The organism is Rhizobium sp. CB3060 (genome assembly GCF_025200735.1).
In the GTDB taxonomy this organism is placed as follows: Bacteria; Pseudomonadota; Alphaproteobacteria; order Rhizobiales; family Rhizobiaceae; genus Rhizobium.
The window spans coordinates 352,044-378,144 of sequence record NZ_CP104160.1; the positions used below are offsets into that span (position 1 = coordinate 352,044).

The window sequence follows — 26,101 nt, forward strand, 5'->3', positions numbered from 1 at the left end:
GTGAATGGTCCGGCAATTTCGTGATGCCTTGGCATTCCGCTCCAAATCTACAAGAGCCAATCAATGCCCGGACCGGCAAGGATTCCTTATCTTCAGGCGCCTGGGGTGGAAAGCTGCGTCATGACGCCCAGATCGAGAACGCTGACTTCCGAGCCCCCCGAGGCCTGGACCGCAATCTATTCATGAAGCTCGCCGGTTGCGACTGGATCTCTCAGCGCCATAGCCTACTGTTGATCGGACCCGCCGGCGTCGGAAAGAGCTGGCTTGCCTGCGCGCTCGGAAATAAGGCATGCCGCGAGGACTTCTCCGTCGCCTATCACCGCCTTCCAAGGCTTCTATCTGTCTCCGACACGGAATGGCAAAGCGGCCAAGCGCTTCCTCGGCAAGGCTTTGAACGGTCTGAAGGATTGGGAAAAGCCAACGGTCATCAACACCGACAAGGCGCCGACTTACGGGATCGCGATTTCGGAACTGAAGGCCGAACGCAAATGCCGAGGAAATCTCGTGCATCGGCAGGTCAAATATTTGAACAATGTCATTGAGGCCGATCATGGCAAGCTAAAACAGTTGATCAGACCGGTGAAAGGGTTCGAGACGTTGAAAACCGCCTACGCAACGATCAAGGGTTTCGAGGTCATGCGGGCTCTACGCAAAGGACAGGCTGCTGTTTTCAACCTGACGCGCGACATCCACGGAGAAGCCCGCATTGTCGAGCGGGCTTTCGGTATCGGACCGAGCGCCTTGACGGAAGCCATAACTCTGCTCACCTCAAATCTCGGCGCTCCGGCCGCGTAACGGCAGGCAAGACAAGGATCTATCCAACCCACCGGAGTTTTTGCAACAGAGCCCCCCTCGAGGATATCGCCATATATCATGGGAATCGACGTCGGAGCATGACACCTGCTTGAGGCTTGTTCTCCCCGTAATGTCGTATTGCTGACAATGTCGGACATAAAGCGCAGCTCGGTCTCCAGAGTAGCATTGTTTTGAGGAGTTTTCTGACTTGGTACGACGGTTGCTTAGCCGTCAGCAACCACACTGCGGCACGAACCGACAAGGAAGCTCACTGTGAACAGGTTCGCTGAACAGGCGCTTGCCACCTGGTTCGTCTCGCGCAGGGCCGGAAGGCTTCCCGCTGTCTCGGAGGTGCCCTGCCAGTCGACGGGTCATCGTGGGTGTACGCGCCACGCTAGCATGACTGTCCGGCCGATTCTGATAGCCTTGCAACAAATGAGCAGAATGCTCCAGGTTTCCCTGCAGGCTCTGATCGGCCGGCGGCTTCAGGATGCCGTGCCGCAGCCGATCTGCGACAGTTACCTCCGCTGGCAGAGAATTGATGCAAGCTCACCGATGGCCTCTGCACCGTACCGTGTTGAGCCGGGGAGCGGCGAGCCATGAATGGCATGCAGCAGAACGTTCATCGGCTCACTGCACCGCAGACGGAAATCTGGCTGGCCGAGCAACTCACGCCGGGGACCGCGCGCTATAACATCGCCGAATATCTGGAAATCCAGGGGCCGGTCGATCAAATTTTGTTCGAGAGGGCGCTACGCCAGACGGTGTGCGAGGCAGAGAGCTTGCACGTTAGTTTCTTCGATGGTGACGAGGGGCCGCGGCAAATCCGTCGCCGCCGGACCGACTGGTCCTTCCCGGTGATCGACGTCAGTGCCGAAGCCGATCCACGCGCTGCGGCAGAGGCCTGGATGCAGGCTGACCTCGCCCGGCCGGCCGATCTGGTGCACGGGCCGCTCTTCGCCTACGCCCTGTTCCACGCGGGGCCCGACCGTGCCTTCTGGTTCCAACATTATCACCACATAGTCATGGACGGTTACGGCGCGGCGCTGCTGGCGCGCCGTTTGGCTGATGTGTACACGGCGTTGGCCGCAGGCCGGGTGCCGGAGCGTTCCCCGTTCCCCACATTTGCGGAATTGCTTGCGTCGGATGCCGAGTACCGCCAGACAGAAGCTTTCCTGCGGGATCGAGCGTATTGGACCAAGCGCTTTGCAGACCGGCCTGAACCGGCGGGTGCCCTTGGGTGGCGATCGACGGGCGGCGACATCCTGCGTCATCGGGCACATCTACCGGTTGAGACAGGAGAAGCGTTGCGGGATCTGGCACGGAGGGCCGGCGCCACCCTGCCACAACTGATGATCGCGCTGGGGGTCGCTTATCTCCATCGAATGCACGACCAAGCGAACCTGGTCATCGGCTGCCCGGTCACGGCGCGCGCGGGCCGGACGTTGCGGCAAATTCCGAGCATGGTCTCGAATGTGGTGCCGCTGCGCTTGGCGGTGACGCCAGGCACAAGCCTCATGGACCTGATCGGCCAGGTTGGCCGGGAGGTACGCCAAGCGCTGCGCCATCAGAGGTATCGGTATGAGGACCTGCGCCGTGACCTCGGCCTCGCGGCCAATCGGCAGCATCTGTTCACCACCGCGATCAACATTGAGCCGTTCGACTACGCGCTCAGCTTTGGGGGTCATGTTGCGGCGGCGCGAAACTTGGCCAACGGCCCGGTCCGGGACCTCGACCTTTACGTCTTCGATCGCGGTGCCGACGCGCCCTTGGAGATTGCTCTCGATGCCAATGCGACGGTCTACGCGTCCGCCGATCTGGCCGCATACCAGGCGCGACTGGAGCTGTTGTTTGAGGCTGTGCTTGCCGCGCCCGGGCGGCCGATCAGTTCGTTTGAGCTGCTCGCGCCCGCCGAGCGCCGGCAGATCGTGGAGGAGTGGAATGCCACTGCCCGGCCGGTGCCTGAGACCACCTTGCCGGCGCTGTTCGAGCAGCAGGTGTGCCGCAGCCCTGCGGCCACGGCGCTCATCTTCGAGGATCAGGAACTCAGCTATGCTGAACTTGACGCCCGCGCTAACCGGCTGGCGCATCACCTGATCGGGCTGGGAATCGGGCCCGATCAGGTGGTGGCGATCTGCCTGGAGCGCTCGCCGGAGATGGTCGTTGCGCTGCTGGCCATCCTCAAGGCGGGAGCGGCCTACCTGCCGCTCGATCCCGGCTATCCCGAGGCTCGACTGAGCTTCATGCTCGACGACGCCGGCCCGGCGGCACTGGTCACCACCTCCGCACTGGCCGCCCGCCTGCCCGCGGCCGGCCCCGTCCGCCTGCTGCTCGACGAGCCGCAGTTGCGGGCCACCATCGCCGCTGCCCCTGCCACCGCTCCCACTGACGCCGACCGCGTCCGCCGGCTCGATATTCGCGACCTCGCCTACGTCATCTACACCTCAGGCTCCACCGGAACACCCAAGGGCGTCGCCGGACTTCATGCCGGCCTTGTCAATCGTTTGAGCTGGATTGGAGAGCTGCAGGTCTACGGACAGGGGCCGGTGCTTGCGAAAAGCTCCATCAGCTTCATTGACGGCTCAACCGAACTCCTTGGGGCACTGGTCCATAAGAGTTCGGTCGTGCTGGCACCATGTGCTATGGCTAGGGACCCTGCCAAGATCGCAAACTTGATCGAGTTGCGAGGCGTCTCTGGGGTCACCCTTGTACCGAGCTTGCTCAATGCCGTGCTCGATCAAACCGGTTTGCACAGCCTGATCTCGTGCAGAGCTTGGCTGGCCAGCGGTGAAGCGCTGCTCGGAAGCCATGTCGCCGCTCTGAATGCGCGCCTGCCGGAGGCGCGGTTCTTCAACTTCTATGGCGCATCGGAAGCCACCGGCGACAGCTTATATGCATTATGCACGCTCGATGAACACGATCGGCACAAACCTCCTCCGATCGGCCGACCGATCTGGAACACTCGTGTGTACGTGCTCGACGGCAGTCTGCGTCCGGTGCCGGCAGGTGTGGCGGGTGAGCTGTACATTGCGGGGACGGGTCTGGCGCGAGGGTATTGCGGGCGCCCGAGCCTGACGGCGGAACGGTTCGTGGCATGCCCGTTCGGCGAGCCGGGAGAGCGGATGTATCGCACCGGCGATCTGGCGCGATGGCGGGCGGACGGCATGCTCGACTTTCTCGGCCGGGTCGACGACCAGGTCAAAATACGCGGCGTTCGGATCGAGCCGGCAGAGGTGGCGGCGGCGCTGAGCGCCCATCCGGCGGTCGCACAGGCAGCGGTGGTGGCGCGCGCGGACGGCCCAGGGGGCCAGCAGCTGGTCGGCTATGTCGTGGCGGTGGCAGGCCAAGACCTCGACGCCCAGGCGCTACGAGCGCATGCGGCGGCGCGGCTGCCCGAACACATGGTGCCGTCGGCGATCGTCGGGCTCGAAGCCCTGCCCCTCACCCCGAACGGCAAGCTCGACCGCAAGGCGCTGCCGGCGCCCGTCATGGCGGGCCGCAGCACGCGGGCGCCGCAGACGCCAGAGGAGGCGCTGCTATGCAAGCTCTACGCCGATCTGCTGGGGCTGGAACGTGTCGGCCCCGAGGATAACTTCTTCGAGCTCGGCGGTCACTCGCTGCTCGCCACTCGCCTGGTTGGCCGCATCCGCGCCGCCCTTGCCGTCGAGCTGCCGATCCGGGCCCTATTCGACGCCCCCACCCCCGCCCAGCTCGCCGCTGGTCTCGCCGAGGCCCGCCGGTCGGGGGCACCGCGCCCCGCCCTTTCACCGCGACAACGGCCAGCGGTGATCCCGATGTCCTTCGCCCAGGCCCGGCTGTGGTTACTCGACCGCCTGGAAGGGTCGAGCTCAGCTTACACCATCCCGCTGGCGCTGCGGCTCGAGGGTCGACTCGATGTCGCGGCGCTGGAGGCCGCGCTCGCAGATGTGGTGGCGCGGCACGAGTGTCTACGCACGCTGCTGGTGGAGGCCGATGGCGTGCCGGCACAGCACATCCTCGAGACCGAAGCTGCCCGACCTGCCCTCGCCGTCGCCGCGATCGAAGAGCAGGAGCTTGCACTCACCCTTGAGCAAGCGGCGACGCAACCTTTCGATCTCGCGGGTGAGCCGCCGCTACGCGCCACCTTGTTCCGCCTCGCCCCAGAGCGGCAGGTGCTGCTGCTAGTGTTGCATCATAGCGCCTGTGATGGCTGGTCGCTCGCGCCACTTCTGGAGGATCTCAGCCAAGCCTATGCCTCCCGCCGTGGGGGGGAGGCCCCGGCATGGTTGCCCTTGCCGGTGCAATATGCCGACTACACGTTGTGGCAGCACGAGCTCCTGGGTGCCGAGGCCGACGCCGACAGTCCGCTGGGCAGCCAGCTCGCCTATTGGCAGGCGGCATTGGCCGATCTGCCCGAGGAGCTCGCTCTTCCAGCCGACCGGCCGCGTCCACCGGTGCAGAGCGGCCGCGGCAACCAGATTGCCTTCTCCCTCAACGCGGTGCTGCACGCACAGCTCCTAGAGCTGGCACGCACTCACGGCGCCAGCCTGTTCATGGTGTTGCATGCCGGTGTGGCGGCGCTCCTCTCGCGCCTGGGTGCCGGAGACGACATCCCGCTGGGTACTCCTATTGCCGGCCGCGGTGACGCCGCTCTGGACCGACTGGTGGGTTTCTTCGTCAATACCCTGGTTCTCAGGACCAACACCCGCGGCGACCCAAGTTTCGCCGATCTCCTAGCCCAGGCACGCGAGACCGACCTGGCCGCTTATCAGCATCAGGACGTGCCATTTGAGCGACTGATCGAGCAGCTCAATCCAGCGCGCTCCCTGGCACGCCATCCGCTATTCCAGGTCATGCTGGTGCTGCAAAACACCGCGGCGCCATCCATCGCGCTCGCCGGCCTGAGCGTCACGCCAGAAACGATCGCCACGCGCACCACCAAGTTCGACCTTACCTTCAGCTTTGCTGAGCGGAGCGGGGCCACCGGTGTGTGCCAGGGGCTGGATGCCACCCTCGAATACGCCTCTGACCTCTACGACGCGGCGACCGCAGAAGCACTAGCCGAGCGCCTGACCCGGCTGCTCGCGGAGGCCACGGCGGCGCCCAGGCGGCCGATCAGTTCGTTTGAGCTGCTCGCGCCCGCCGAGCGCCGGCAGATCGTGGAGGAGTGGAATGCCACTGCCCGGCCGGTGCCTGAGACCACCTTGCCGGCGCTGTTCGAGCAGCAGGTGTGCCGCAGTCCCGCGGCCACGGCGCTCATCTTCGAGGATCAGGAACTCAGCTATGCCGAACTTGACGCCCGCGCTAACCGGCTGGCGCATCACCTGATCGGGCTGGGAATCGGGCCCGATCAGGTGGTGGCGATCTGCCTGGAGCGCTCGCCGGAGATGGTCGTTGCGCTGCTGGCCATCCTCAAGGCGGGAGCGGCCTACCTGCCGCTCGATCCCGGCTATCCCGAGGCTCGACTGAGCTTCATGCTCGACGACGCCGGCCCGGCGGCGCTGGTCACCACCTCCGCACTGGCCGCCCGCCTGCCCGCGGCCGGCCCCGTCCGCCTGCTGCTCGACGAGCCGCAGTTGCGGGCCACCATCGCCGCTGCCCCTGCCACCCCTCCCACTGACGCCGACCGCGTCCGCCGGCTCGATATTCGCGACCTTGCCTACGTCATCTACACCTCTGGCTCCACCGGAACACCCAAGGGCGTCGCCGTTTCCGAGCAGGCGATCGTCAATCGCCTGCTGTGGATGCAGGCCGAATATTGCCTCGACGGCAGCGACAGAGTCCTGCAGAAGACCCCGTCCGGCTTCGACGTCTCGGTGTGGGAGTTCTTCTGGCCGCTAATCGGAGGCGCCGCGCTGGTGCTTGCCCGGCCAGACGGGCACCAGGATCCGGCCTATCTGGCCGCGACCATCGCTGGCTACGGCGTTACCACGGTGCACTTCGTGCCCTCCATGCTTCGGGCTTTTATACAGGAGCAAGCATCCGGTGACTGTCGGGGTCTACGGCGCGTTATCTGCAGCGGCGAGGCGCTGCCGGCGACGTTGCAGGCCCTCTTCTTCGCCAGTTTGGATGTAGCGCTACACAATCTCTACGGGCCTACGGAAGCCGCTATCGACGTCACAGCGTCGGAGTGTAGCCGCGACCGCGACAAGGCCTCCGTGCCGATCGGCCGACCGATCTGGAACACTCGTGTGTACGTGCTCGACGGCAGTCTGCGTCCGGTGCCGGCAGGTGTGGCGGGTGAGCTGTACATTGCGGGGACGGGTCTGGCGCGAGGGTATTGCGGGCGCCCGAGCCTGACGGCGGAACGGTTCGTGGCATGCCCGTTCGGCGAGCCGGGAGAGCGGATGTATCGCACCGGCGATCTGGCGCGATGGCGGGCGGACGGCATGCTCGACTTTCTCGGCCGGGTCGACGACCAGGTCAAAATACGCGGCGTTCGGATCGAGCCGGCAGAGGTGGCGGCGGCGCTGAGCGCCCATCCGGCGGTCGCACAGGCAGCGGTGGTGGCGCGCGCGGACGGCCCAGGGGGCCAGCAGCTGGTCGGCTATGTCGTGGCGGTGGCAGGCCAAGACCTCGACGCCCAGGCGCTACGAGCGCATGCGGCGGCGCGGCTGCCCGAACACATGGTGCCGTCGGCGATCGTCGGGCTCGAAGCCCTGCCCCTCACCCCGAACGGCAAGCTCGACCGCAAGGCGCTGCCGGCGCCCGTCATGGCGGGCCGCAGCACGCGGGCGCCGCAGACGCCAGAGGAGGCGCTGCTATGCAAGCTCTACGCCGATCTGCTGGGGCTGGAACGTGTCGGCCCCGAGGACAACTTCTTTGAGCTCGGCGGTCACTCGCTGCTCGCCACTCGCCTGGTTGGCCGCATCCGCGCCGCCCTCGCCGTCGAGCTGCCGATCCGGGCCCTATTCGACGCCCCCACCCCCGCCCAGCTCGCCGCTGGTCTCGCCGAGGCCGATCACGAGCAGGCGGCCGCCTCCGCCTCCCTCCATGTGCTCCTGCCGTTGCGCACCCAAGGTAGCCGTCCACCGCTTTTCTGCATCCACCCTGCCGGCGGCCTCGCTTGGCCGTATGCCGGTCTCTTGCAGCACCTAAAGGGTCGCCCCCTCTACGGCGTGCAGGCCTTGGGTTTCGTCGACGGGGAGACTTCGGAATTATCGATTGAGGCAATGGCCGAAGACTATCTCCACGAGATACACTCAGTGCAACCTTGTGGCCCCTATCACTTGCTCGGCTGGTCCTTCGGCTGTCATGTCGCCCACGCAATCGCAAATCGCCTGCAGGACAAGGGGGAGCAGGTCTCCCTGCTCGCATACCTCGACGGCTACCCGATGCGTAACGCGCCCCATGCAGTTGCTCCTGAACCGACTATTCGGGATTTAATGGAGGTGCTGCTCGATGTGTTCTCGGACCGGCCGGTCGAGTTCGGGGATGCGGTGCCATCTCCTGCGCAAATCCGGGGGCTCCTTGCAAAGACTGACGCGTTGGCCACCCTCGACGACCGACTTGTTGAGAGTATATTCAGGAATTTTCGTGACGCCCCGCGCTTAATGCGAGAATTCAGACCAAGAACCTTCCAAGGGGATCTTTTGTTCTTCCGGGCGACGCTGACCGCCAAGGAATCTCAGCCGGAGGACTGGCAGCGCTATGTCACCGGCCGCATCAGTATCCACGACATTGTCTGCCGGCACGAGAAAATGATGCGCCCTGCCACGCTTTCTGCCATCGGCCCGCTCTTAGCCAGAGCCCTCGAGCGAGCATCGCAAACAGAATCTGCCTCCCTATAAAGGATCCACCATGACTAACCCCTTCGACGATCCCCATGCTACCTTCCTGGTGCTGGTCAATGACGAGGGTCAGCACTCTCTGTGGCCCGAATTTGTAGACGTCCCTGCTGGCTGGCACACCGGCTTCGGACCCGCCACCCGCCACGCGTGCCTCGATCAAATCGAGACGCGCTGGACCGACATGCGGCCCAACAGCCTTAAGGCTGCCATCGAAGCAGAGGCCCCGTAAGGGGCCATCACATCCGTGGTTGCGGAGATCGGAACGGAGAATACGGTGCGGCGCCACCAATGGCGCGTGGCGCTGTTTGGCAGCGTCGCTACTTCCACTCCATCGCGTCGAAGGCGAGCGCGATCGGCCTGAAGCCGCCAGCTCGGCCGGGCGGCCGGGCGGCAAAGTGAAGCCGAACTTGCTGCAACGGGCTCCGTGCCAAGTCCCGACATTCCTTGATTTCGGTTTCCAATGCAACAGCGTCAACGACGTGCTCAACGGTGGAGACGGTCAAAAAAATTCTCGAAAACCGGCTCGCCGGCAGTCCTTCAATGACGATATCTCTGATCTCAGAATTCATAAGGGAGCTCCTTTGATTTGAGGCGCACCAGATGAACCCATCAATGCTGCATGCGCGTTGAAGATTGGGCCTTCACTTGAGGCGGGTCGCCGCGCGTCCCCAGGTGGAACTTACGTACTTGCATTTCGCTGGTGGACCCAGCTTTGATCTGAACTGTGTGTTTGCGAGGGAAGCCGAATGTTTGTCATGAAGGCAGTTCTGATCATGATCCTTACAACGAGTGCAGGGCAAAGGACCGAGTATTTGGAATTGCCAGATATGGATAGTTGCGATTTCTCGCGTTTCGAGCTTTCTAAATTCGGGCCGCCAGAAGGCGCGACCAAGATGCGCGTGTCTTGCGCACCTCTTAAGGTTTACGTCGCTGCACAAACCATGGGTTACTGAGTGACTGCATCTGAGAAATAGCAGAAACGGAGTTGGGGATCACCAGGCATCCGGAAGGGCTGAGGAAACGGGTGCCAGCTTCGGGGACGGCGTGCCGTCCGGAGCAACCGAGAACCGATGAAGGCCTGGACCTGAAGAGGTGGGCCATCTGCTCGGATTGCGAGAGGCGCAATGCCTGCATCTTGCCGCCGAAAACTTCGGTAGAGTTCGACCGCCCTCCATCCGAGATTACTACCAAGATGGCCTTCAAGAGTGGCGATCGCTATGCAAGGTAAATTATCCGCATCGAGGCCGAACAGCCTTCTTTAATTTCTGTTTCGGCTGGCGGCTGTCAACTGATCTATGGTTCGGCCAATGCGATATTGGGCGGGGCTCGCTCAATCCTGCAAACTGGTGCTTTCATAATCTCGTAAAGAGGAGAACTGATAACCGCGCTGCTTGAGCTTTCTGATGAGGGCGCGCAGGTTTTCCTTTCCGTTAAACTTGTCCTGGAACATCGCGTCGTGCATCAAGAGGATCATTTTGCCCGGCTTCACAAAGCGGTTGTACGCAAATAAGGAATCGATTTCCCGGCCCAGTGTTTCCACCGACTGGATGGGCTTACCGTCGCTATAATGTGCCCATTCGTGATCCCAGCCATACAGGTCGAAGCCGGCTTCTCTGACTAACTCGAAGTTAATCCACTCCTTACCCCACTCACGGACGTCCAACGACAAGTCCTCGGAGGATGCTGTTTTCAATCGGAAGACGTTTCTGCCGGGAAGACGTGTTGCGGCGGGCATGGCTAGGCTGAGAACTTCATTGGCTTTGACGAGATCCGTAATTACAGCCTGGCTATCCGAGTAGAAGACGCGGTATCGGTTATTCGCGTGGCTATAGCTATGATTGCCAACGGCGACGTTCTCGAGGGAGCGAACCTCTGCCAGAACAGATCGGCCATCTTCTTTGGTCTCAACGTGAACGCCAACCATGAACATGGTTGCAGGCACATTCTCTTCGAATAGCACCTGCAGGACGTTTTCACTGCCAGGCAGCGGACCATCATCAAATGTGAGATAGATTTTTCGGCCGGATGCCCAAGTGTCAGGCGCGCAAAAACCGAATGTTATAACTGCTGCGCAAACTATGACCAATCGCACCACGATGCTCTCCTAACGGTTGCCCAATAGTACTGAAACGTCCGGGAAATACAGCGGTCTTCCCTTCACTTGGTTGACTAAGCTTCGCCAGCGGGGCGTTAGCGATGGGATCGAAACAGGAGCGAAAGTCGATAGGACAATTGTGCCGATATACGCTGCACAAAGTGCTCGTTGGCCGCATGAGGCCAGAGTTCGTCAGCCCAGCGCCTGTGGAAGGGCGCCGAAATCCGACCGTCCCATCAAGAACAACTGCTTCGCCATCGAGATGGCTGTCCCGCCGATCTCAGGTGCCGCCGCCAAAGCAACGCGGTCGACGCCGCCTGGGCGAGCGGGAGATTGCGGCAGCACTCGTCGATCTTGCCGATCATCACATGCTCGGCCTCATAACATCGGGTGAAATTGACGAACTGCTCGGCGCCATCAAAAAGCGTTCTTGACTCGTATCGGAAATCGAGAACATAATAGGAACATTCTGGCGGCGGAATGACCCGCCGTTCACCCTCAATACCCTGCTGATGAAACTCCCTGGCGACAGCGGAGAAGGAAGACGCTTGCCCGATGAGTACCGTAGTCGCCCAAACCGAAGAACCGGAATTCGAACCCGTCGAAGCCGCACTTGCCTTTTGTGGCGGTGATGTCCGCGCGACAATTGCCGCCCTGCTCGACGAATTACGGTTCGTCCGCGGCCAGTTGGCCTTGAGCGAAGCCGGAATGTCGGTTGGCTTTACGCGGGGCTGGAAGCCGCGTTTTGAAATCAAAGGAGATACGTGATGTTAGAGGTCAAGTATGATCCTGAGTGGGATCCGACGCCGAAGGAAGGCACTTTAACGGTCAGTGAGAAGGACATCGAGGCCGTAAGCGCTCTGGTGAAATACATCAGCGACGACGCGTTTGATCACTTTCACGGAAGTCGGGCGCTCCTGGGTTCATGAGCTTCGCAAGCATTGCATCTACGGGGCGTTCTAGCTCCTGAAGCTCGGACGATTTACCGCGATGGCCCGGCGGATCTCCGAACACATCGAAGACGTTGTAGCCGATGAACCTTATCAGCAGGTAGATGGCAATGACATCCTCTTGGCCAATAGTCGAGTTAGGCCGCAAGCTGGCAACAATACCTCCGACACGTCGGATATGAGCCAAAAACCAGAGACTTTTCACGGAATTCAAGCCGACTTCGAGGGCTTCTTCTGGAGGGAACCTTTCCCGCTCGCCGCCGACGAAGTCCATCCCAAACTCCTAGAGGAGATCGGCAATCGGCAGGTGCGAATGCTGCAAGCCGATCTTTCTTACCAGAGTGAGGAGTTTTATCTTGGGTCACTCGAAATGGCATTCGATGACGACAGCGGAAAGGTGTGCGGCATATTCCGCTTAAATGCCAACGGAAGCGACTTCGTCGCTGGCCCTGCTTGGCTCGAGACGAACGCGGATGTGAATGACGTGATCCAGACCTTTGCCGATGCGATACCCGTAGATGAGTTCTTTGCGCTGATGCAGGGAGAAGACGAGCCCGCACATAAGGTCGCCTGATTGTGCCCGAAACGCATCCGCCGGCTTACCTATCGCCAACGAAGATCGCGCAACTTCCGAAGCTTTCAAGCTTCCAAGATAGGCATTATGTTCAGATCAAATGCAGTTGGTGTCGAAGCCAACATCTTTACGAGCCAGCCGACCTCGTGCAGATTTTCGGTGACCTTCCGTTCATGGGGATCGAGGGGAAGTTCCGCTGCAGTCAGTGTGGGAAGAAAGAATATCTCACGTCGAAGCTACGATCCGTTAGCGGCGCTGAAGCCGTCGGCATTACTGTCCGCCGCCTTGTCAGGATCAAAACGCTCAGGCGTCCCGTCTGGAAAGATGAAAAGCGATAGTCGATGCATCGACGCCGAGTGTGTCGTAGACACCCCGGAGAATTTTACGATGATGGCTTTTAGGAAGAAGGAGGGAGCGAGATCGTGTGCAATCTCTATAACGTCACAACGAACCAAGAAGCCATCCGACAATTCACCAGGGCGATGATCGACAGCATCGGCAATCTCGAGCCGACGCTAGATGTCTATCCCGACCGCATGGGGCCAGTCGTTCGAAACACTCCAGCCGGTCGCGAAATGGCAATGGTGCGGTGGGGATTGCCCAGCTCGCAACAGGCGCTCATGCAGGCTGCCAAAAAACGCGCCGATAAGCTGCAGGCAAAGGGTTCACCGTTTGACTTCGCGCAGCTCCTGAAGATGGAGCCGGACGGCGGTACCACCAATGTGCGGAATACCAGCAGCAAGCATTGGACGCGCTGGCTCGGCATAGAAAACCGGTGCGTCGTGCCTTTCACCCGTTTTCCCGAGCCGGATTACGGAAGTCGCGGAGAAGGTGGCCGTGTGCCGAACGCCTGGTTTGCAGCCAATGAAGAACAACCACTCATGTTTTTCGCCGGCATATGGGTGTCGCAATGGCGATCGGTACGGAAGATCAAGGAGGGAGAAATCACCGCCGACCTCTATGGCTTCCCGACGACAGAAGCCAACAGGGTCGTTGGTGAAATCCACGAAAAGGCGATGCCGGTCATCCTGCGGAATGTGGAAGAGATCGAACTATGGCTGACGGCCTCATGGGAGGAAGCGAAACGGCTGCAGCGTCCAATGCCCGATGATGAACTGCTATTATTTTCGCCAGAGAGCGTGCCCGCATGAGTGACTGGAAACGGAATGAAGAACGCCCGCCAAGTGACATGGCAGGGCAGCTCGAATATGCAGCCGATCGCATTCGAGACGCGTCTCGTGCCGACCTACAGATTATGCTGCGACGTGCGGCGCTTTTGATCCGGAACGCCGCACCGATCGGGCTCGATGCTGAAATGGACGATGCTTTGCTTTCGATTGCTGGCGAGCTCGGCGTAACGCGAAACGAGATTGTCCGCCACACCATTAAAGAATGGCTGGAGACGAACGCATACCTGCCGGTGCGGGAACTGGATGAGGATGGCGACGTGGATGGCACGGCATGAAGACGTGGATTGTTTCACGCTGCCTTCCGCTCCTCCTTGCATACTTCGCCTTCTGGAGCGTTGCACTGGGCGGCTCTCTTCGTAACGACGGGTATCCCCCATTGCCACTCGCCATGAAAGACTTCGACGCATTCGTGCAGAAACTGGCCACTGAGGCGAACGGAAGCAAAGCTGTGATAGCGGAGAAGCTCCGTGGACTGGGCTTTACCTGTACTCCAGTTTCCAAATCGACGCAGTTTGAATGTGTGAGATTTGGCTGCCGAAGAGGCATTTGGGGTCGTGGCTCGCTCATCCAGTGGTCGGTGAGCGAAGACCCTTTCAAACCGACGAAGAATGCTGTCGCTGGTACCGCCGTGAACTATTCATGGGTCGCTCGTTGCCTCTCGGTTGAGGAGACCGAGCAAGCTCAGAAAAGGTTCCTTTCTCGGAACTTTCCGGGCCAGTGACCCCAACTTCCAACTTCGTTGGCAGCTTAGAGTCAGTCTGGCGAGAAGTCGGTTATCATTATACTCCTTCTTGCATCCGCCCGTCCGGTCGGAAACCCAGGAGGAAATCGATCACCTTGGACGACGACATCTCGCATGGCTTCAGCATCAGGCGTCCCGACAGACGATAGATGTTGAAGCTGACGATGTCTCCCGCCAAGTTCATCGGCAAACAACCATGTTCGACGCCCGTCACGTGACCTTGTCATGGTCGAGCCCCATCTTCGGCCTCGGAAGTTGCCTTCCACATACCCGTCCGGATGACTCGCTAGCGCCGCTTCAAAATCTTCAAGGCACCTGTCGGAGAGTTGCGTTAAGGTGTTAGGCCAGTCATTCTTCGCATATCCCGCAGCCGTCATCATCCATCCACTGACGTGACAGGGGTTGGCCGCAGCACAGGCATGGCGTTGCTCCCTCGCCTACCCTATCGCATCGGTCGGGTGGCAGGATTTTGATTAGATTGAAAGGAAAGCGCTTCGGCCGGCGGGTCGTCCATTCGCGGCTCCAGTTAAAGGCCGATCAAGGAAATGGGGAGTCCTGCGAACAACGGCAAGGCCGACCGTCGGCATTCGCCGGAGTTCGTCACCTCGATCATTCCGAAGTTCAGAGGGCCACGCCAGTTATTGGATTGACGATCGGTCGCTCGCTCTCGTCTTTGCTTCCAGCGGGCTGGACAGTGGGCGGCGCAAGGGATTCTTTGTCCGCCTTTTCAGGTTTTTCCGGTACAGGACTCACGTCCTTGGGGCGTCGCTGCTCGGGCGTCGCATTGGTGTCGTTGGTGCTCATCGTCTTCTCCATCAAGCTTGGCGTGCGCCTAAAAGAACAAGGGTGTCGGCGCCGCCCCTCAATCGAATTGTTCACCGTGGCCGATCTGTTCGCGAACTGCATCGCCAATTGGCGGATCATCAGCAGGATCCGGGTCCGCACTATTGGCGTCCTCGAGAGAGTGGGCCGCCTCGACCAGCGCTCCGAGTACCTCTCGAGTGCCCCACCCCGCCTCATTGGCTGAGGCGATAACTTCTTCCAGGGTTTCTCTGGCCGCCGCCTTCAATTCCTCGAAGCGCTGCTGCAAATCCTGGGATCGTGGTGATGGAAACGGCATGGTCGCCTCCTTTCGCTGACGAGGTAACCCGCAAGACATTGGTCGGTTCCCGCTGACGCCTTGACGCATCCCAGCGGAACGACATTCATCATCACGGTGCATAGCTCGCCTTCACAGTTCGCTTGGCGGTATCCGTGTTCGAGGAGAGAGTTGCCAAAAATGCCGACAGCGCCTATCCATTTCGATACCCTCTATATTTCCATCACTATGACTCCTCGCATTTTTATAAAGATTCGCGCCCACCAAAATGCCAATGCATGCTGATTCAGCCCACGTGCGAGACAGGTGCCACGCTTTCAGTATCGACGAGCTGCTGGCGGATGCCTCCTTTGCCGCCGCTCTCCGTGATGCCGCGTCGGAGTTGCTGGCGATCCATCGCACGGCGCCGAGAGTGGTACGTTATGTCGCCGACTTGCAGAAGTGGCTGCTCAGCCAGGCGACATTGGCAATGCATTTTGAGCACAAGCTCAATCCGAGCTGCCCGCCAGTCACGGTCTCCAATCTGAGAAAATTCTTGGTCGAGAACCATGTTGCCAGCCCCAACACAGCGATCTCGCATCTTAAGGAGATGGCGCATTATAAGTTATTCGAGCCTGTAGAAAATGTGGACCGGCGCACCAACGCCATGCAGGCTACCGCCCATACGGAACAGCTAATCCGGCAATGGCTCGATGGACATCTGCGCTCGCTTGACAGCATAGATGCGGGCGATCGATTTCAGCGGTCCCAAGCGGATCCAACGATACTATTTCGCGCCCAGCCGCAAATCGCGCGTCGGCTCTTCCATCACCCAGACTGGTATAGCCCTCCCGAAAGCATCACGCTCTTCGTCAAGTCGGAATCCGGCAGCAACATATTGCACGACCTTATGTCGCGTGTGCCAGCCACCGCAGAGGTGGCTGAGCGCTCGTGGATAGGTGCCGTTTCGGCACGGCTTGCCGCCGCCGACTATCTCATTTCCCGCACTCATACCGGCAGGATACTCGCGACCGCGCAGTCCAAGGGGCTATTAGGATGGCTGACGGTCAAGAAGAGCGGCGACTGCTGGGTTTCGAGGAACCTAGTGCTCGACTATAGACGGTGGCAGGCGGTGAAATTTTCCGTCATCTCAGACGTCTTTGCGGACATCTAGGGTTTTTGGGGCCGCCGGTATCCCTGTAGCTGTTGCGCAGTACTGCTGTGTATCCCGCGCCCGCAATATCCCCGCTTGTCGCTTCCGATCTCCGGGTTCGGGCCTATGCGTTCCCATTTTCCTCAATGCGTCACTAGACGATAAGGCCCAGTGAAGTGCAAGCGGTGTTTCGAATGCACCGGCGATTGCCGATGCGTGTTGGCGTCATCCCTTCAATCGACGCAATCCGCCATCATTCAGTTGGGCGGCCTGGCAAATCGCCGATCGTTTCCACCCAGGGCAGCCGGGACGCTAGCCAGATTTGAAACCGGGGAGAAAGCTCGCGACGTTGGTCGATGGTTCCGACGCGTATACCGACATGCTCGGCAGCCTCGGCCTCGCCCGTCGTATAGATCGGCGACCCACAGTCGCCGCAGAAAAATTGCAGGCGCTTCTGACCGTTATCCGCAGTCTTAACGTAACATCGCGGTTCACCGGCCGTGATACGAAAATGCGCGCGTGGTGTACTGGCGGTCACACGATATGCCGAGCCGGTGAGTTGCTGACAATCGCTGCAGTGGCAGATAGCGACGTCGTCGGGATCGATTTCTGCCTCGTAGGTCACACGTCCACAGTGGCACCGTCCTTGTATTTCCATGCGTTCAACTCCTCTTTGCGAGGCTGACATCTTGCACCAATTGTCGAGCTCATTGCACGCATTGATGAACTAGAACTCCTCCTCATTCCAAAAACGGAGTCAAGCGGCGCACACTCCCCGTTGATGACGATCGGGCACAATCCGACGGAGCGATTGAAAAGCGTCAGTTCTACCTCCTTCGTATTCCAGTTGGCGACTTTTCCATGGGATGTCGGCAGGGGCAGACAAAACTGATTTCGAAATCGAGGCCGCTAATCCGGCGTATGCACGGCATCTCACTCTGCTGAAGCAATTGCTCCGTTAGCAAGTTCTTTGCGGTGGTGAGTTTTACATCCACCAAGGATTTCGGTTGATGTCGACGTTCTCGTTTGGCAGCGAGGCCCCGTTGAGTTGCCCTGTCGTTACCCGTGGCAGGTAACGACAGGGCGCGGTCGCCGGCGCGGGTGGCATGGATACGTCGGCGACAGGGCGATTGCTCTGTATCAGACGATCTCCCAAATAGGAATTTCATGGCCAATTCACTCAGCGAAAGGTGGATTGGATTCGCAGAATTCGGATCTAATGCCCCGGCGTGGCATGCGGTCCGGACGGGCTGGCGTTATCATCCCGAAGTGCGACCGCTAAGCGGCAGGCAGTAGTGATTGATCAGCTTTACAGCGTGCCCACGCGATCCCATCGTCGAGTGATGTCGCCCTGTAAGCTAGATCTGTGCCACCCGAAAATGCATCCATAAACCGGCGTATTTTGCCGTAGCTGTTGTCTAGCACCGCATGGGGTCGCCCGAGCAGGATCGAGCAGATATGGACGTGAAGCCGGTCGGTTACGAGCGCACGACCGCGGGATATCTGGCGGATGCCGCGACCTAATCTGTTGTGTGCTGCTGCATCAAGCTTACGCAGCCGCATTTCTGCGGGTTTGAGATCCAGCAAGGCCGTCGCTGCGCCAAGCGCTTTTGCGATGCGCACGCGCCTTGCAGATTCGGTGATCCAGTCCTCTTTTGGGATATCGGGGTAGGCGGAGAGGTCGGCATCTCCCACCTTCTCAAGATCGGATCTGAGCATGGCAAGGACGGGAACTTCCGGTTCTTTCGGCTGAATTGCTCCGATTGAAAAGGCCATGTCCGGGCAAAGGCGCACCTCGCAATCGAAATGCTTAAGGGCAAATTCCTTCGAATGCTCGTCGCGCACCAGCAGTACGAAGCGCTTGTGGCGTCCGATGACGCGCGCACTTTGGGTGAGGCGAGCCGGGGAGTTGTAATGGATGGACTGGGGGAACTGAATCACCAGACGATGGGGAAACTGCTCCAGGACCTTTTCGCGAAAGTCCTGATGCGCATCCCAGATGTCACCGAAATTGCCGCCGCCATGAATGAAGATCGGACCGGTTGGCATAGTGCGCTCGAGTTGCTCGGGCGAGAAATCATCAATCCGGGATACATAAGTCGGCCGCTTGCCGTGTCGCCTTTTGAGATAGGCCATTTCGCCCAGCCAGATGGCCGAGTCACCGCAATTGCGGATATCCGGAAAGTCGAGGATCGCCAAAGGCTCATCACGGCAGATGTAGTCTTTCAGGCAATCGTGGATCATGTTGTCCAGCTTCGCGATCAAGGCTCGATTTGATTGCAATGTCATTCCCCCATTCCCCTTTAGATGACAAGGCACTCCAGCCGACGTCGGCCGCACCTTCTTCAGACAAGACGTAGTCTCGGCAGCACTTTGCCGAGTATGATTCGAACCTCCTTTTCGGGGCCGGCCGGCCGTTTCATCAACATCCACAGCAGCAAGGTCGAGCCGCAGTAGAGCAGGCCTCCAAGCAGGATCAGCAATGACAGGTGCGTGACGAGCACGAGCTTGTCGTCGCTCGCCGCCAGTTGACTTGAAGCGAGTGAGACGCCAGCCGCCATCACTGCGACGCTTGCGAGCGCCCGAAGGTTCACCGACAATTGTTTCAATACGGAAATGCCGGTGAAGCGCCGTACGAGCATCATGTTGACAAGAGTGCTGAAAAGGCCGGTAAAGACGCGACCGAAGATGACACCGGGAAGGCCATATAGCATCAGGCCGGCAACCATGATTGGCACCCGCAGGCAGAACATCTGGGTATCGCGCACGAACAACACCCGCGTCTCACCCTTTGCCATTCCGAGCGGCTGAACCAGGGAACCCAGTGTCTGCAGCGCGAAAACCGAGGCAAGCGACTGGATGATGAAAATGACCGGTGCCCACTTGTCACCCAATGCGAGCCGGACCAGCGGATCGGCGGTCACTGCTACGCCAATGCCGGCGGGAAGCGCAACGGCGGCAACGAGCGCCTGCACGCGCTGATAAGCGGCGGCCAGCCTGTCGGGGTCGTTGCGAATGCCTGCGAACGCTGGATAGATCGTCTGGGTAAGCGGCGCAGTCGCTTCCCGGGTCGGCATCATGGCGAGGTTGCTGCCCACGGAATAATAGCCGAGCTGAACCCCGCCGAGCATCTTGCCGACCAGCAAGTAATCGAAACGCCAGTTGAGCGTGCTGACGATTTGGCCGGCGGTCAGCCAGGCGGAGAAGGAGAAGAACTCCCGCATATGCTGAAAGGTGATCCTCGGCCGGAACGGCAATACGAGATAGGAGACGATGACGTTCGTCGCCTGGCTTATGAGCGTACCGGCGACCAGCGCCCAGTAGCTTTGATAGATAACCGCGATTGCCACTGAGACAAGGAAGCCGGCGAGCTTTTGTGAAACGGCAAGCACGAACTCCTGCCAGAAGATCAGATCTCGCTGAAGCATGATCCGCCGTGGATTGGTGAGACCGCCCATCAGCATGCTGACCCCGAGGGCCAGCATCACACCCGTCAATCTGGGCTCGTTGAACAGGACGGCGGTGGGATAGGCAAAGATCGCAAACAGTATGCAAATCGCCAGCCCGCGCGCGGCATTGAGGGTCCAAGCGGCGCTGAAATGAGATTCGTCCGGTGCCGCATGACGGATCAATGCTTCGGAAAGCGAAAGCTCGGTAACAGTCGTGACGATCAGGAGGATCGTCATGCCGAGAGCGACTACGCCGAAGTCAGAGGGTGACAGATATCGTGCCAGAACGAATGTGCTGAGGGTCGCAAGCCCGTTCACGATCGTCCGAGACAAGCTTAACCACATGCTTCCCTTGACGAGCCGTCCCGTGATGCTGTTCATGCGATCCTGAAGCCCCGTTACGCTATGGTGCGGCAGTTTTACCGCGAAAAACTCCCTTTCGTATCAACTATTTACGTCGATACGGCAATGCGGATTGCCTGATTGTATGCATGGCGGACCCCGGCCAGCGGAGAACTAGTTCGAAGAAGCGGTATGTCAACGCTTCAAAATTCATTTTCGCATCAGTTTCAGTTCATTCTCGCCTCATTTTGGGATCGTCATGGCGATGGATTTAAGCCTTGGCGTGATGGAGGTCGTTTCAGGTAAGGCGCGAAATGACGGCAGGGCCTACTAAGGCAATTCGGCGCGGGCATTAAGCTTCGGCCCACTGAATACGCGTCGAAGTCTTGGGGGCTGTGGTCCTATGGGCAAGGGTTATCGCCGGCTGCCGCCGTAGTGGAGCGGCGTTTCGCTCACTGATCTGCTCTTGGAGTCTCCTTTTGATAGTTCCGCTACATCCCAGAGGAGCGGTATAGCCCCCTAGTCTCTCCGCAAAATTGATTGTTCCGATGGAACGCATTTGCTTGATGGATCGAAAGCGGGCCGCGACCTTCGGACAAGTCAGATGGGGTGGTTGCCGTCCTCCCCTATTCGCGTGTTCCATGGACGATTTCGATTTACGCACTCGCCAACATAGACGGATCGGTTTCGCCATCGCTGGCAAGTTCATCTATTTGCATTGCCAGGCGTGCGGTTCCGCGGATTATGTGAGCGACACAGTTGGCTGACTTTGGACGACGCATGAACGGTCTTGTTGCTGGTCGCCTCCGCCTGAACCGGCGTAAGGATGAAATGCCCTACCATCAACCATTTCGCACGATCTGGGTGATTACCTCCAGAGGTCAGATCAATTTGAGGTGCACCGAACGTGGATGCATCCGTCACGTCGATGTGTCTTATCTAAACAAACAATTACTCTAACCGTCCGGCAAGGCATATGAATGAGTGTGTTGGGGCTGTTTCATAAGGAGGATTGGCGATGGAAAAAACAATTCTAGGCGGCCCCGGCAGCAACAGTCTCTTTGGCAGCAACGGTGACGACATAATGGTCGATCCGACGGGAAATGACTGGATCGACGGTGGTCCCGGCAATGACTCCATCTCGGCCGGAGAGGGAAATGACCGAGTCTTCGGTGGCGCGGGCAATGACCACGTGTTTGGCGACGAGGGCAACGACTACCTCTACGGCGACAATGGCCTCGACAAACTGCGCATGCTCGCTACGGCCCTCCTCGGTGGCGACAACGACAAGCTCTACGGCGGCTCCGGCGATGACGTCCTGTTCGCGGGCGACGGTAGGGACTCTCTGACCGGTGATGCCGGCCACGACACCTTTGTGTTCCAATTCCACAACCCGATGGCGGGGTTCGATCCAAACTACGAGCCAAAATCGGATCACACCAGCATTGTTGATTTCGACCCCATGCAAGATACCTTCGCCTTCGACGCGGTAGGCCTTGGCAGCGATGGTCTTGCGGCGAATTTCGTTAATCATGCGGCGCCCGGCAATCACGTGGACACGTTCTATAGCGGCCCCGCCAATGGCGCGAACGGCGAGCACGTCGTCGTGATCACCGATCACAGCTTCGCCGATGGTTCAGCTGCAGCCAGGGATATCTCCGGCGAGGCCGCAGGTGATGTCGTTGCCTATTTTAATTACAACACAATGACGGCGGATCTGGGTTATGTTACCTCCGAAAACCACGTGGACGACTTCGCGCACTTGAGCAACGTGCAAAGTTTGCTCCATTTGGCCGGCCTCGGCCTGACTGCGTCGGATTTCATGTTCTGCTAGGATTGATATCGATTAATGTTGCGGTCTAGGTGAACGATCTGATTGCTCGGGATCCGAACCTAATTCGGACGGCAAAGGATTGCACGATCGAGCCTCGCCATCCCCCGATATCAGACCAACACCGGTCGATGCCTCATCGCGTTGCCTGCGAGTTCTGCAAGGTCCTCAATGGTGGCGGCCCGAGGCAGGCGACGAAGTCCTATGAGGAGGCTCGTCGACCTTTCGGCGGTAAGCTATAAGGACGGCGCCTCTTCGCTGCTTGACGTTCTCGACGCGCAGCGTTCGGTTTCTGACGCGCAGGAAAGCCTCGCTGAGGTCGTTCAGCAGAGCGCGTTCGACTACATCTCTTTGAACGTCGCGATCGGCGCCGGTTATGTTCCCGGCGAAAAGGCGACCGTTGCGGCAAAGCCGGCCACGGTCGTCAAGGTCGCTGCCGAGACGGCACGGAACTTACCCCACCAATCGGCCTTACGCATCGTCGACTGAATTAGGAAGCTGTAGCCCCTCCTCAGCCCCAGCGCATCTGTTGCTTTTCAGCATTTCCCTCAGCGACCAGAATTGACTGCGGGTTCGGCAATGGTGGGTGCGGCGCGCAGTCGGTACGAGTGAACTCCGTACCTGATAATGCCATTGCTGTTCGGGCGGCATAGAGGAACGAACGATCGAAATGCTCCCTTGCGGCCGGTAAAAATGGGGCATGAAATACCTCATCTACGCTGATCTCCAGGTACTCTTCTTTCCGGGATCGGCCTACCCGCTGTAAAACCTTGGAGATCATGACCGGCGCCCCGCCAGGCGCAGCATCTTGCAATTCCTGTCCACGCGGACTAAATGTGGTTACGTAACCACGGGATTTTGGAGACTCGCCATGACCATCACCACGTTATCAGGACGAGAACTCAATCAGGATCTTGGCCGCGCAAAGCGCGCCGCCAAGGACGGACCAGTGATCATTACCGACAGGGGACGGCCTGCGCACGTTCTCCTGTCGTTTGACGAGTACAAGCGCCTCACAGGTAAGATGCGGACGCTCGGTGACATGCTGGCGGCGCCGGATGCGGAAGATATTGACCTGCCGCTCCCACAACGCCATGAACATGCCCAACCGGTTGACCTGTCCTGATGCTGCTGCTCGATACCAATGTCATGTCAGAATTACGCAAGGTCGCCAGCGGCAAGGCTGATCCCAACGTCGTGGTCTGGAACGAAACCGTCGATCCCGCCGAGACCTTCATTTCATCTGTCGTCCTGCACGAATTGGAGATCGGCGTTCGGCTGGTGGAGCATAATGATGCAGTCGCCGGCAGGGTACTGCGCAACTGGCTGGAAAATACCGTTCTCACTGCATTTTCCGGCCGCATCCTGCCTCTGGACGAGGCGGCCGCCGTTCAGGCGGCCCGATGGCATGTGCCCAATCCCAAACCGATCAACGACGCCTATATTGCAGCGACAGCCTTCACCCGTCGAATGACGCTGGTCACGCGCAACGTCAAAGATTTCGAGGGCATGGGAGTTGCACTCGTCAATCCGTGGGAGCATTCGATATCGGCTTCTTGAGAATCCGACAGAAATCGCTCGTATGACTCCGAACAACAATCAATGACATGGCGCGTTTTGAGGAGGGTTCTGACGTTCACAAACTGGACGCGAAAGTCATGCGCCGAGCATCATCTCAGACAATTTGCTCAATTACCGCTGCGGCGTATTGCGCAGTTCGCAATCTTGAGGATGGAAGCAGCGCGCTCTTATGTGTAGTTGAACATGGGAAAATCCCCTCCCAGCGCGCATGCATAGGAAGAAGATCAGCCAGGCCGAGATCGCACATGTGTTCCGCCGAGATCAGTCCGGATCTGCCAAATGCGACGGAATCCCTGCATGACCGCGAGCTTCGATTGGCCAAAGGCAATCAGATCTGCCGCTTTCCGCCGCGGCGGCATGACTGCCCTGATTCCTTATGTTATCCAAGATCAAGTTTATGTTTAATAGCCTGGCTGAGGCGCTTTGCGCCCTCAAAATTTCACCCGATTTCCCCGGCCGATTCCGGCCGCCTTTATAGCGGCTTACGAAAAACGATTTAGGCAACCACAGACGGAGTTGTGATTTTGATCGTGGCTACCGCAGCGAGATCTGCACCACTTTTAAACATAGTCGATTATTCATTGACTATGTAAAAATCTCGAATGCTTTTGTCAGATTCACACCGCCGCTCCAGGATCGCATGACTCATGCAGGAGATCGGCGATCGGTACCGGGATCCCCAAGAGCTTGCTTGAGGCCCAACAAAGCGTCTTGAAGGGATCAGGACTCACGTGACCCCATTTAATGTCAGGACGTTCTTGCGCAATTTCGGCGGTTTAGAAGCGAGTTGCAATGCACTCAACCGAAATTATTGATGAGTCCGCTCAGGGGTTCAGCGCATTGTTGAGGTCGAGCAATCCGACCATCAGCATCATGGGGTCGGACGGAGAAGGCAGAAAGCCGACAGCCTCAGGGGCATATTCAAGCTAGGCGCCCGGAATTCAAAAATGGGCTGCTTCCTGGTCAACGCATCCGCTTTTTCGCGACTGCTGCTGGCTGGTTTGATGATCTTGATGCCTCCTTTTTCGATAGGGTATTTTACCCGCATGGACCGACGGATGATCAAAAGCTAGCGAATTCAAACAAGACCGCGCTCCGGTCAGCTCAGGAGAATGAAGGGCGGCAGTGTCCGGGCAAGACGGACCTGCCAAAGCAGGCGCGCAGGCTAACGTCGTCGGCTGCCGGTCACGTCCCCCTTCCCAAATGGCTAATTGGATATAGTCAAGCCGCAAGCTGCGGTGGCGATGACGGAGTTAGGCGCTCGGGCTCAATCGGCAACTGCTGCTAAGCGGCGACTGCCAGTCGGGGAGGATGATATCGGCATGACCGATGTCACGGCTGAGGCCCTACCCGCCGATAAGTTGAAACATGTTTTGGAGGAAACGAAGAGCGGCTTCAAACCTCTGATTGTCTTGCTGGTGTTCGCCAATGCCGGACGCCTGATGAGATACGATGCGCCGCTCGATTTCAGCACCGTCGGTGGTCGATGCGACTTCGATCCGAATACCGCCCCAAACCGGCATCTTGTCGCTGACACATGCGCTACGCCAACGCGTTGCGCGGAAATCTGTCAGCCACGCACATGAGCGGAAAATCTTAGATAGAGCTCAACCTCTTTGTAAGCGCCGCCTCCGCCCCATTGGATTGGCTATATTTTGAGGCTTGCTGCGTGTGCGAGAAGGTTTCCAGGACTATCTGGAGATTTGCATGGCAGATGATGGATTTGTTGGGCGCTACGAAGTTGTCCAGCCGCGCCGCGGAAACCGGCGTTGGCCAGATGATGTGAAGGCGCGGATCGTAGCGGAAAGCCTTGAGCCTGGTGCTCGTGTCGTTGATGTCGCGCGCCGTCATGACGTTGTTCCGCACCAGCTTTCCTTGTGGCGCCGGCAAGTGCGCGAGGGCACTCTGGCCCTGCCTTTTGAGTCTATGTCGGGGCTGTCGGAGAGCGGCGATGCCGAGCCTGCATTTGTGCCTTTGGCGATTGCGGCAGAGCCGAGCGCGGCTGTGAATGTTTTGGCGCCGCCGCTGCCGGAGGCGGCTTCGTCGGTCCTGACGTTGGAGATCGGCCCGGACGTTGTGATGCGGGTTCCCGACGATGTGCCGGTTGAACGTGTGGCGGCTCTGGTGCGAGCCATGCGAGGGGCGGCATGATTGTCGCGGGCCAACGACTGCCGATCCTGATTGCAACGCGTCCGGTGGACTTCCGCTGTGGGCATCAGGCGCTGGCTCTGATGGTGCAGACCGAGTTGAAGCTCGATCCGCATTCCGGGGTGACCGTGATCTTCCGGTCGAAGCGCGGCGATCGCCTCAAAATCCTGGTGTGGGATGGCACCGGAATGGTGCTGACCTACAAAATTCTGGAACAGGGTAGCTTTGCCTGGCCCAAGGTTCAGGATGGGACGATGCGTCTTTCCAGGGGTCAATACGAAGCCTTATTCGAAGGGCTTGATTGGCGACGGGTCATGGCGCAACGGGTAACAGCGCCGACTGCGGCAGGATGACTCAGCCGTCCTGTTTTTGTATTGTTTTATTGGGTTTTTCTGCTTCGATTT

The 26,101-nt window shown here is 59.3% G+C and carries 24 protein-coding genes and 3 pseudogenes; 18 read left to right on the forward strand and 9 right to left on the reverse strand.

The features are described 5' to 3' along the window. Positions 1-98 precede the first annotated feature (98 nt). The 4 genes and pseudogenes from N2601_RS31235 to N2601_RS31250 form a co-directional block, all read left to right on the forward strand. Positions 99-341: pseudogene (locus N2601_RS31235) on the forward strand (ATP-binding protein); the annotation flags it as partial. Beyond that, positions 334-795: pseudogene (locus tag N2601_RS31240) on the forward strand (DDE-type integrase/transposase/recombinase); the annotation flags it as partial. The pseudogenes N2601_RS31235 and N2601_RS31240, both read left to right, overlap by 8 nt. A gap of 599 nt (positions 796-1,394) precedes the next feature. Continuing rightward, positions 1,395-8,564, forward strand: a complete 7,170-nt coding sequence (locus tag N2601_RS31245) for an amino acid adenylation domain-containing protein (RefSeq protein WP_260305366.1) — start codon at positions 1,395-1,397, stop codon at positions 8,562-8,564. Positions 8,565-8,574: 10 nt separating this feature from the next. Then, positions 8,575-8,793 (forward strand): MbtH family protein, encoded by a 219-nt coding sequence (locus tag N2601_RS31250; protein WP_104825817.1) that lies wholly within the window; start codon positions 8,575-8,577, stop codon positions 8,791-8,793. 88 nt (positions 8,794-8,881) lie between these two features. Here N2601_RS31250 and N2601_RS31255 read toward each other — a convergent pair whose 3' ends face one another. Then, positions 8,882-9,133 (reverse strand): hypothetical protein, encoded by a 252-nt coding sequence (locus N2601_RS31255; RefSeq protein WP_260305367.1) that lies wholly within the window; start codon positions 9,131-9,133, stop codon positions 8,882-8,884. A gap of 177 nt (positions 9,134-9,310) precedes the next feature. Between N2601_RS31255 and N2601_RS31260 the strand changes: the two genes are divergently transcribed. Beyond that, on the forward strand, positions 9,311-9,517 hold the full coding sequence (locus N2601_RS31260) for a hypothetical protein (protein WP_260305368.1): 207 nt from the start codon (positions 9,311-9,313) through the stop codon (positions 9,515-9,517). 377 nt (positions 9,518-9,894) lie between these two features. Here N2601_RS31260 and N2601_RS31265 read toward each other — a convergent pair whose 3' ends face one another. Beyond that, the gene (locus tag N2601_RS31265; RefSeq protein ID WP_260305370.1) at positions 9,895-10,659 is read right to left on the reverse strand and encodes a polysaccharide deacetylase family protein; all 765 of its coding nucleotides are present in this window, start codon (positions 10,657-10,659) and stop codon (positions 9,895-9,897) included. Between the two features lie 555 nt (positions 10,660-11,214). Here N2601_RS31265 and N2601_RS31270 point away from each other — a divergent pair. The 5 genes from N2601_RS31270 to N2601_RS31290 all read left to right on the forward strand — a co-directional run bounded on the left by N2601_RS31270 (position 11,215) and on the right by N2601_RS31290 (position 13,648). Beyond that, positions 11,215-11,427: a hypothetical protein gene (locus N2601_RS31270; protein WP_260305371.1), complete on the forward strand. Its 213-nt coding sequence runs from the start codon at positions 11,215-11,217 to the stop codon at positions 11,425-11,427. After that, on the forward strand, positions 11,427-11,588 hold the full coding sequence (locus tag N2601_RS31275) for a hypothetical protein (RefSeq protein ID WP_260305372.1): 162 nt from the start codon (positions 11,427-11,429) through the stop codon (positions 11,586-11,588). Before N2601_RS31270 ends, N2601_RS31275 begins: the two co-directional genes overlap by 1 nt. 61 nt (positions 11,589-11,649) lie before the next feature. After that, positions 11,650-12,183: a hypothetical protein gene (locus tag N2601_RS31280; RefSeq protein ID WP_260305373.1), complete on the forward strand. Its 534-nt coding sequence runs from the start codon at positions 11,650-11,652 to the stop codon at positions 12,181-12,183. Positions 12,184-12,605: 422 nt separating this feature from the next. Continuing rightward, positions 12,606-13,334 carry an SOS response-associated peptidase gene (locus N2601_RS31285; protein WP_260305374.1) on the forward strand — a complete coding sequence of 243 codons (729 nt, stop codon included), beginning with the start codon at positions 12,606-12,608 and terminating at the stop codon, positions 13,332-13,334. Continuing rightward, positions 13,331-13,648 carry a CopG family transcriptional regulator gene (locus tag N2601_RS31290; protein WP_260305375.1) on the forward strand — a complete coding sequence of 106 codons (318 nt, stop codon included), beginning with the start codon at positions 13,331-13,333 and terminating at the stop codon, positions 13,646-13,648. The genes N2601_RS31285 and N2601_RS31290 overlap by 4 nt, the downstream gene beginning before the upstream one ends. 504 nt (positions 13,649-14,152) lie before the next feature. Here the strand turns inward: N2601_RS31290 and N2601_RS34345 are convergent. From N2601_RS34345 to N2601_RS31305, 3 genes are all read right to left on the reverse strand, one after another. Further along, a complete protein-coding gene (locus N2601_RS34345; protein ID WP_445945055.1) occupies positions 14,153-14,299 on the reverse strand; it encodes a hypothetical protein in 147 nt (48 codons plus the stop codon). A gap of 437 nt (positions 14,300-14,736) precedes the next feature. Continuing rightward, on the reverse strand, positions 14,737-14,919 hold the full coding sequence (locus tag N2601_RS31300; RefSeq protein WP_260305376.1) for a hypothetical protein: 183 nt from the start codon (positions 14,917-14,919) through the stop codon (positions 14,737-14,739). Between the two features lie 58 nt (positions 14,920-14,977). Continuing rightward, positions 14,978-15,235: a hypothetical protein gene (locus N2601_RS31305; RefSeq protein ID WP_260305377.1), complete on the reverse strand. Its 258-nt coding sequence runs from the start codon at positions 15,233-15,235 to the stop codon at positions 14,978-14,980. Positions 15,236-15,488: 253 nt separating this feature from the next. Here N2601_RS31305 and N2601_RS31310 point away from each other — a divergent pair, with 253 nt between their 5' ends. Beyond that, positions 15,489-16,367 carry a hypothetical protein gene (locus N2601_RS31310; RefSeq protein WP_260305378.1) on the forward strand — a complete coding sequence of 293 codons (879 nt, stop codon included), beginning with the start codon at positions 15,489-15,491 and terminating at the stop codon, positions 16,365-16,367. A 232-nt stretch (positions 16,368-16,599) separates the two neighbouring features. On the opposite strand, the gene N2601_RS31315 is transcribed toward N2601_RS31310, so the two are convergent. The 3 genes from N2601_RS31315 to N2601_RS31325 all read right to left on the reverse strand — a co-directional run bounded on the left by N2601_RS31315 (position 16,600) and on the right by N2601_RS31325 (position 20,176). Continuing rightward, positions 16,600-17,004, reverse strand: coding sequence for a GFA family protein (locus tag N2601_RS31315; RefSeq protein WP_260305379.1), 405 nt, complete (start codon positions 17,002-17,004; stop codon positions 16,600-16,602). A gap of 620 nt (positions 17,005-17,624) precedes the next feature. Further along, a complete protein-coding gene (locus tag N2601_RS31320) occupies positions 17,625-18,635 on the reverse strand; it encodes a polysaccharide pyruvyl transferase family protein (RefSeq protein ID WP_260305382.1) in 1,011 nt (336 codons plus the stop codon). A 56-nt stretch (positions 18,636-18,691) separates the two neighbouring features. Further along, positions 18,692-20,176, reverse strand: a complete 1,485-nt coding sequence (locus N2601_RS31325; RefSeq protein WP_260305385.1) for a lipopolysaccharide biosynthesis protein — start codon at positions 20,174-20,176, stop codon at positions 18,692-18,694. A 979-nt stretch (positions 20,177-21,155) separates the two neighbouring features. On the opposite strand from N2601_RS31325, the gene N2601_RS31330 reads away from it, so the two are divergent. Both N2601_RS31330 and N2601_RS31335 read left to right on the forward strand, forming a co-directional pair. Further along, on the forward strand, positions 21,156-21,971 hold the full coding sequence (locus tag N2601_RS31330) for a calcium-binding protein (protein WP_260305386.1): 816 nt from the start codon (positions 21,156-21,158) through the stop codon (positions 21,969-21,971). A 201-nt stretch (positions 21,972-22,172) separates the two neighbouring features. Then, positions 22,173-22,457: a TolC family protein gene (locus tag N2601_RS31335; RefSeq protein ID WP_445945056.1), complete on the forward strand. Its 285-nt coding sequence runs from the start codon at positions 22,173-22,175 to the stop codon at positions 22,455-22,457. Between the two features lie 22 nt (positions 22,458-22,479). Here N2601_RS31335 and N2601_RS31340 read toward each other — a convergent pair whose 3' ends face one another. Further along, positions 22,480-22,749: a hypothetical protein gene (locus N2601_RS31340; protein WP_260305387.1), complete on the reverse strand. Its 270-nt coding sequence runs from the start codon at positions 22,747-22,749 to the stop codon at positions 22,480-22,482. 90 nt (positions 22,750-22,839) lie between these two features. Here N2601_RS31340 and N2601_RS31345 point away from each other — a divergent pair, with 90 nt between their 5' ends. From N2601_RS31345 to tnpB, 5 genes and pseudogenes are all read left to right on the forward strand, one after another. Further along, positions 22,840-23,094 (forward strand): type II toxin-antitoxin system Phd/YefM family antitoxin, encoded by a 255-nt coding sequence (locus N2601_RS31345; protein ID WP_260305388.1) that lies wholly within the window; start codon positions 22,840-22,842, stop codon positions 23,092-23,094. Beyond that, on the forward strand, positions 23,094-23,528 hold the full coding sequence (locus N2601_RS31350; RefSeq protein WP_260305390.1) for a type II toxin-antitoxin system VapC family toxin: 435 nt from the start codon (positions 23,094-23,096) through the stop codon (positions 23,526-23,528). Before N2601_RS31345 ends, N2601_RS31350 begins: the two co-directional genes overlap by 1 nt. A gap of 1,235 nt (positions 23,529-24,763) precedes the next feature. After that, a pseudogene (locus N2601_RS34350) lies at positions 24,764-24,961 on the forward strand (cation-transporting P-type ATPase); the annotation flags it as partial. 295 nt (positions 24,962-25,256) lie between these two features. Further along, positions 25,257-25,700, forward strand: a complete 444-nt coding sequence (gene tnpA, locus N2601_RS31360) for an IS66-like element accessory protein TnpA (protein ID WP_260304103.1) — start codon at positions 25,257-25,259, stop codon at positions 25,698-25,700. Continuing rightward, positions 25,697-26,050 (forward strand): IS66 family insertion sequence element accessory protein TnpB, encoded by a 354-nt coding sequence (tnpB, locus tag N2601_RS31365; RefSeq protein WP_260304104.1) that lies wholly within the window; start codon positions 25,697-25,699, stop codon positions 26,048-26,050. Before tnpA ends, tnpB begins: the two co-directional genes overlap by 4 nt. Positions 26,051-26,101 lie beyond the last annotated feature (51 nt).

Excerpts from the sequence above, each read along its gene's own strand:
- N2601_RS31245 (WP_260305366.1), top strand. The coding sequence starts at position 1,395 with ATGAATGGCATGCAGCAGAACGTTCATCGGCTCACTGCACCGCAGACG.
- N2601_RS31250 (WP_104825817.1), top strand. The coding sequence starts at position 8,575 with ATGACTAACCCCTTCGACGATCCCCATGCTACCTTCCTGGTGCTGGTC.
- N2601_RS31255 (WP_260305367.1), bottom strand. The coding sequence starts at position 9,133 with ATGAATTCTGAGATCAGAGATATCGTCATTGAAGGACTGCCGGCGAGC.
- N2601_RS31260 (WP_260305368.1), top strand. The coding sequence starts at position 9,311 with ATGTTTGTCATGAAGGCAGTTCTGATCATGATCCTTACAACGAGTGCA.
- N2601_RS31270 (WP_260305371.1), top strand. The coding sequence starts at position 11,215 with ATGAGTACCGTAGTCGCCCAAACCGAAGAACCGGAATTCGAACCCGTC.
- N2601_RS31275 (WP_260305372.1), top strand. The coding sequence starts at position 11,427 with ATGTTAGAGGTCAAGTATGATCCTGAGTGGGATCCGACGCCGAAGGAA.
- N2601_RS31280 (WP_260305373.1), top strand. The coding sequence starts at position 11,650 with ATGGCCCGGCGGATCTCCGAACACATCGAAGACGTTGTAGCCGATGAA.
- N2601_RS31290 (WP_260305375.1), top strand. The coding sequence starts at position 13,331 with ATGAGTGACTGGAAACGGAATGAAGAACGCCCGCCAAGTGACATGGCA.
- N2601_RS34345 (WP_445945055.1), bottom strand. The coding sequence starts at position 14,299 with ATGAACTTGGCGGGAGACATCGTCAGCTTCAACATCTATCGTCTGTCG.
- N2601_RS31300 (WP_260305376.1), bottom strand. The coding sequence starts at position 14,919 with ATGAGCACCAACGACACCAATGCGACGCCCGAGCAGCGACGCCCCAAG.
- N2601_RS31305 (WP_260305377.1), bottom strand. The coding sequence starts at position 15,235 with ATGCCGTTTCCATCACCACGATCCCAGGATTTGCAGCAGCGCTTCGAG.
- N2601_RS31310 (WP_260305378.1), top strand. The coding sequence starts at position 15,489 with ATGCATGCTGATTCAGCCCACGTGCGAGACAGGTGCCACGCTTTCAGT.
- N2601_RS31315 (WP_260305379.1), bottom strand. The coding sequence starts at position 17,004 with ATGGAAATACAAGGACGGTGCCACTGTGGACGTGTGACCTACGAGGCA.
- N2601_RS31320 (WP_260305382.1), bottom strand. The coding sequence starts at position 18,635 with ATGACATTGCAATCAAATCGAGCCTTGATCGCGAAGCTGGACAACATG.
- N2601_RS31325 (WP_260305385.1), bottom strand. The coding sequence starts at position 20,176 with ATGAACAGCATCACGGGACGGCTCGTCAAGGGAAGCATGTGGTTAAGC.
- N2601_RS31330 (WP_260305386.1), top strand. The coding sequence starts at position 21,156 with ATGGAAAAAACAATTCTAGGCGGCCCCGGCAGCAACAGTCTCTTTGGC.
- N2601_RS31335 (WP_445945056.1), top strand. The coding sequence starts at position 22,173 with ATGAGGAGGCTCGTCGACCTTTCGGCGGTAAGCTATAAGGACGGCGCC.
- N2601_RS31340 (WP_260305387.1), bottom strand. The coding sequence starts at position 22,749 with ATGATCTCCAAGGTTTTACAGCGGGTAGGCCGATCCCGGAAAGAAGAG.
- N2601_RS31345 (WP_260305388.1), top strand. The coding sequence starts at position 22,840 with ATGACCATCACCACGTTATCAGGACGAGAACTCAATCAGGATCTTGGC.
- N2601_RS31350 (WP_260305390.1), top strand. The coding sequence starts at position 23,094 with ATGCTGCTGCTCGATACCAATGTCATGTCAGAATTACGCAAGGTCGCC.
- tnpA (WP_260304103.1), top strand. The coding sequence starts at position 25,257 with ATGGCAGATGATGGATTTGTTGGGCGCTACGAAGTTGTCCAGCCGCGC.
- tnpB (WP_260304104.1), top strand. The coding sequence starts at position 25,697 with ATGATTGTCGCGGGCCAACGACTGCCGATCCTGATTGCAACGCGTCCG.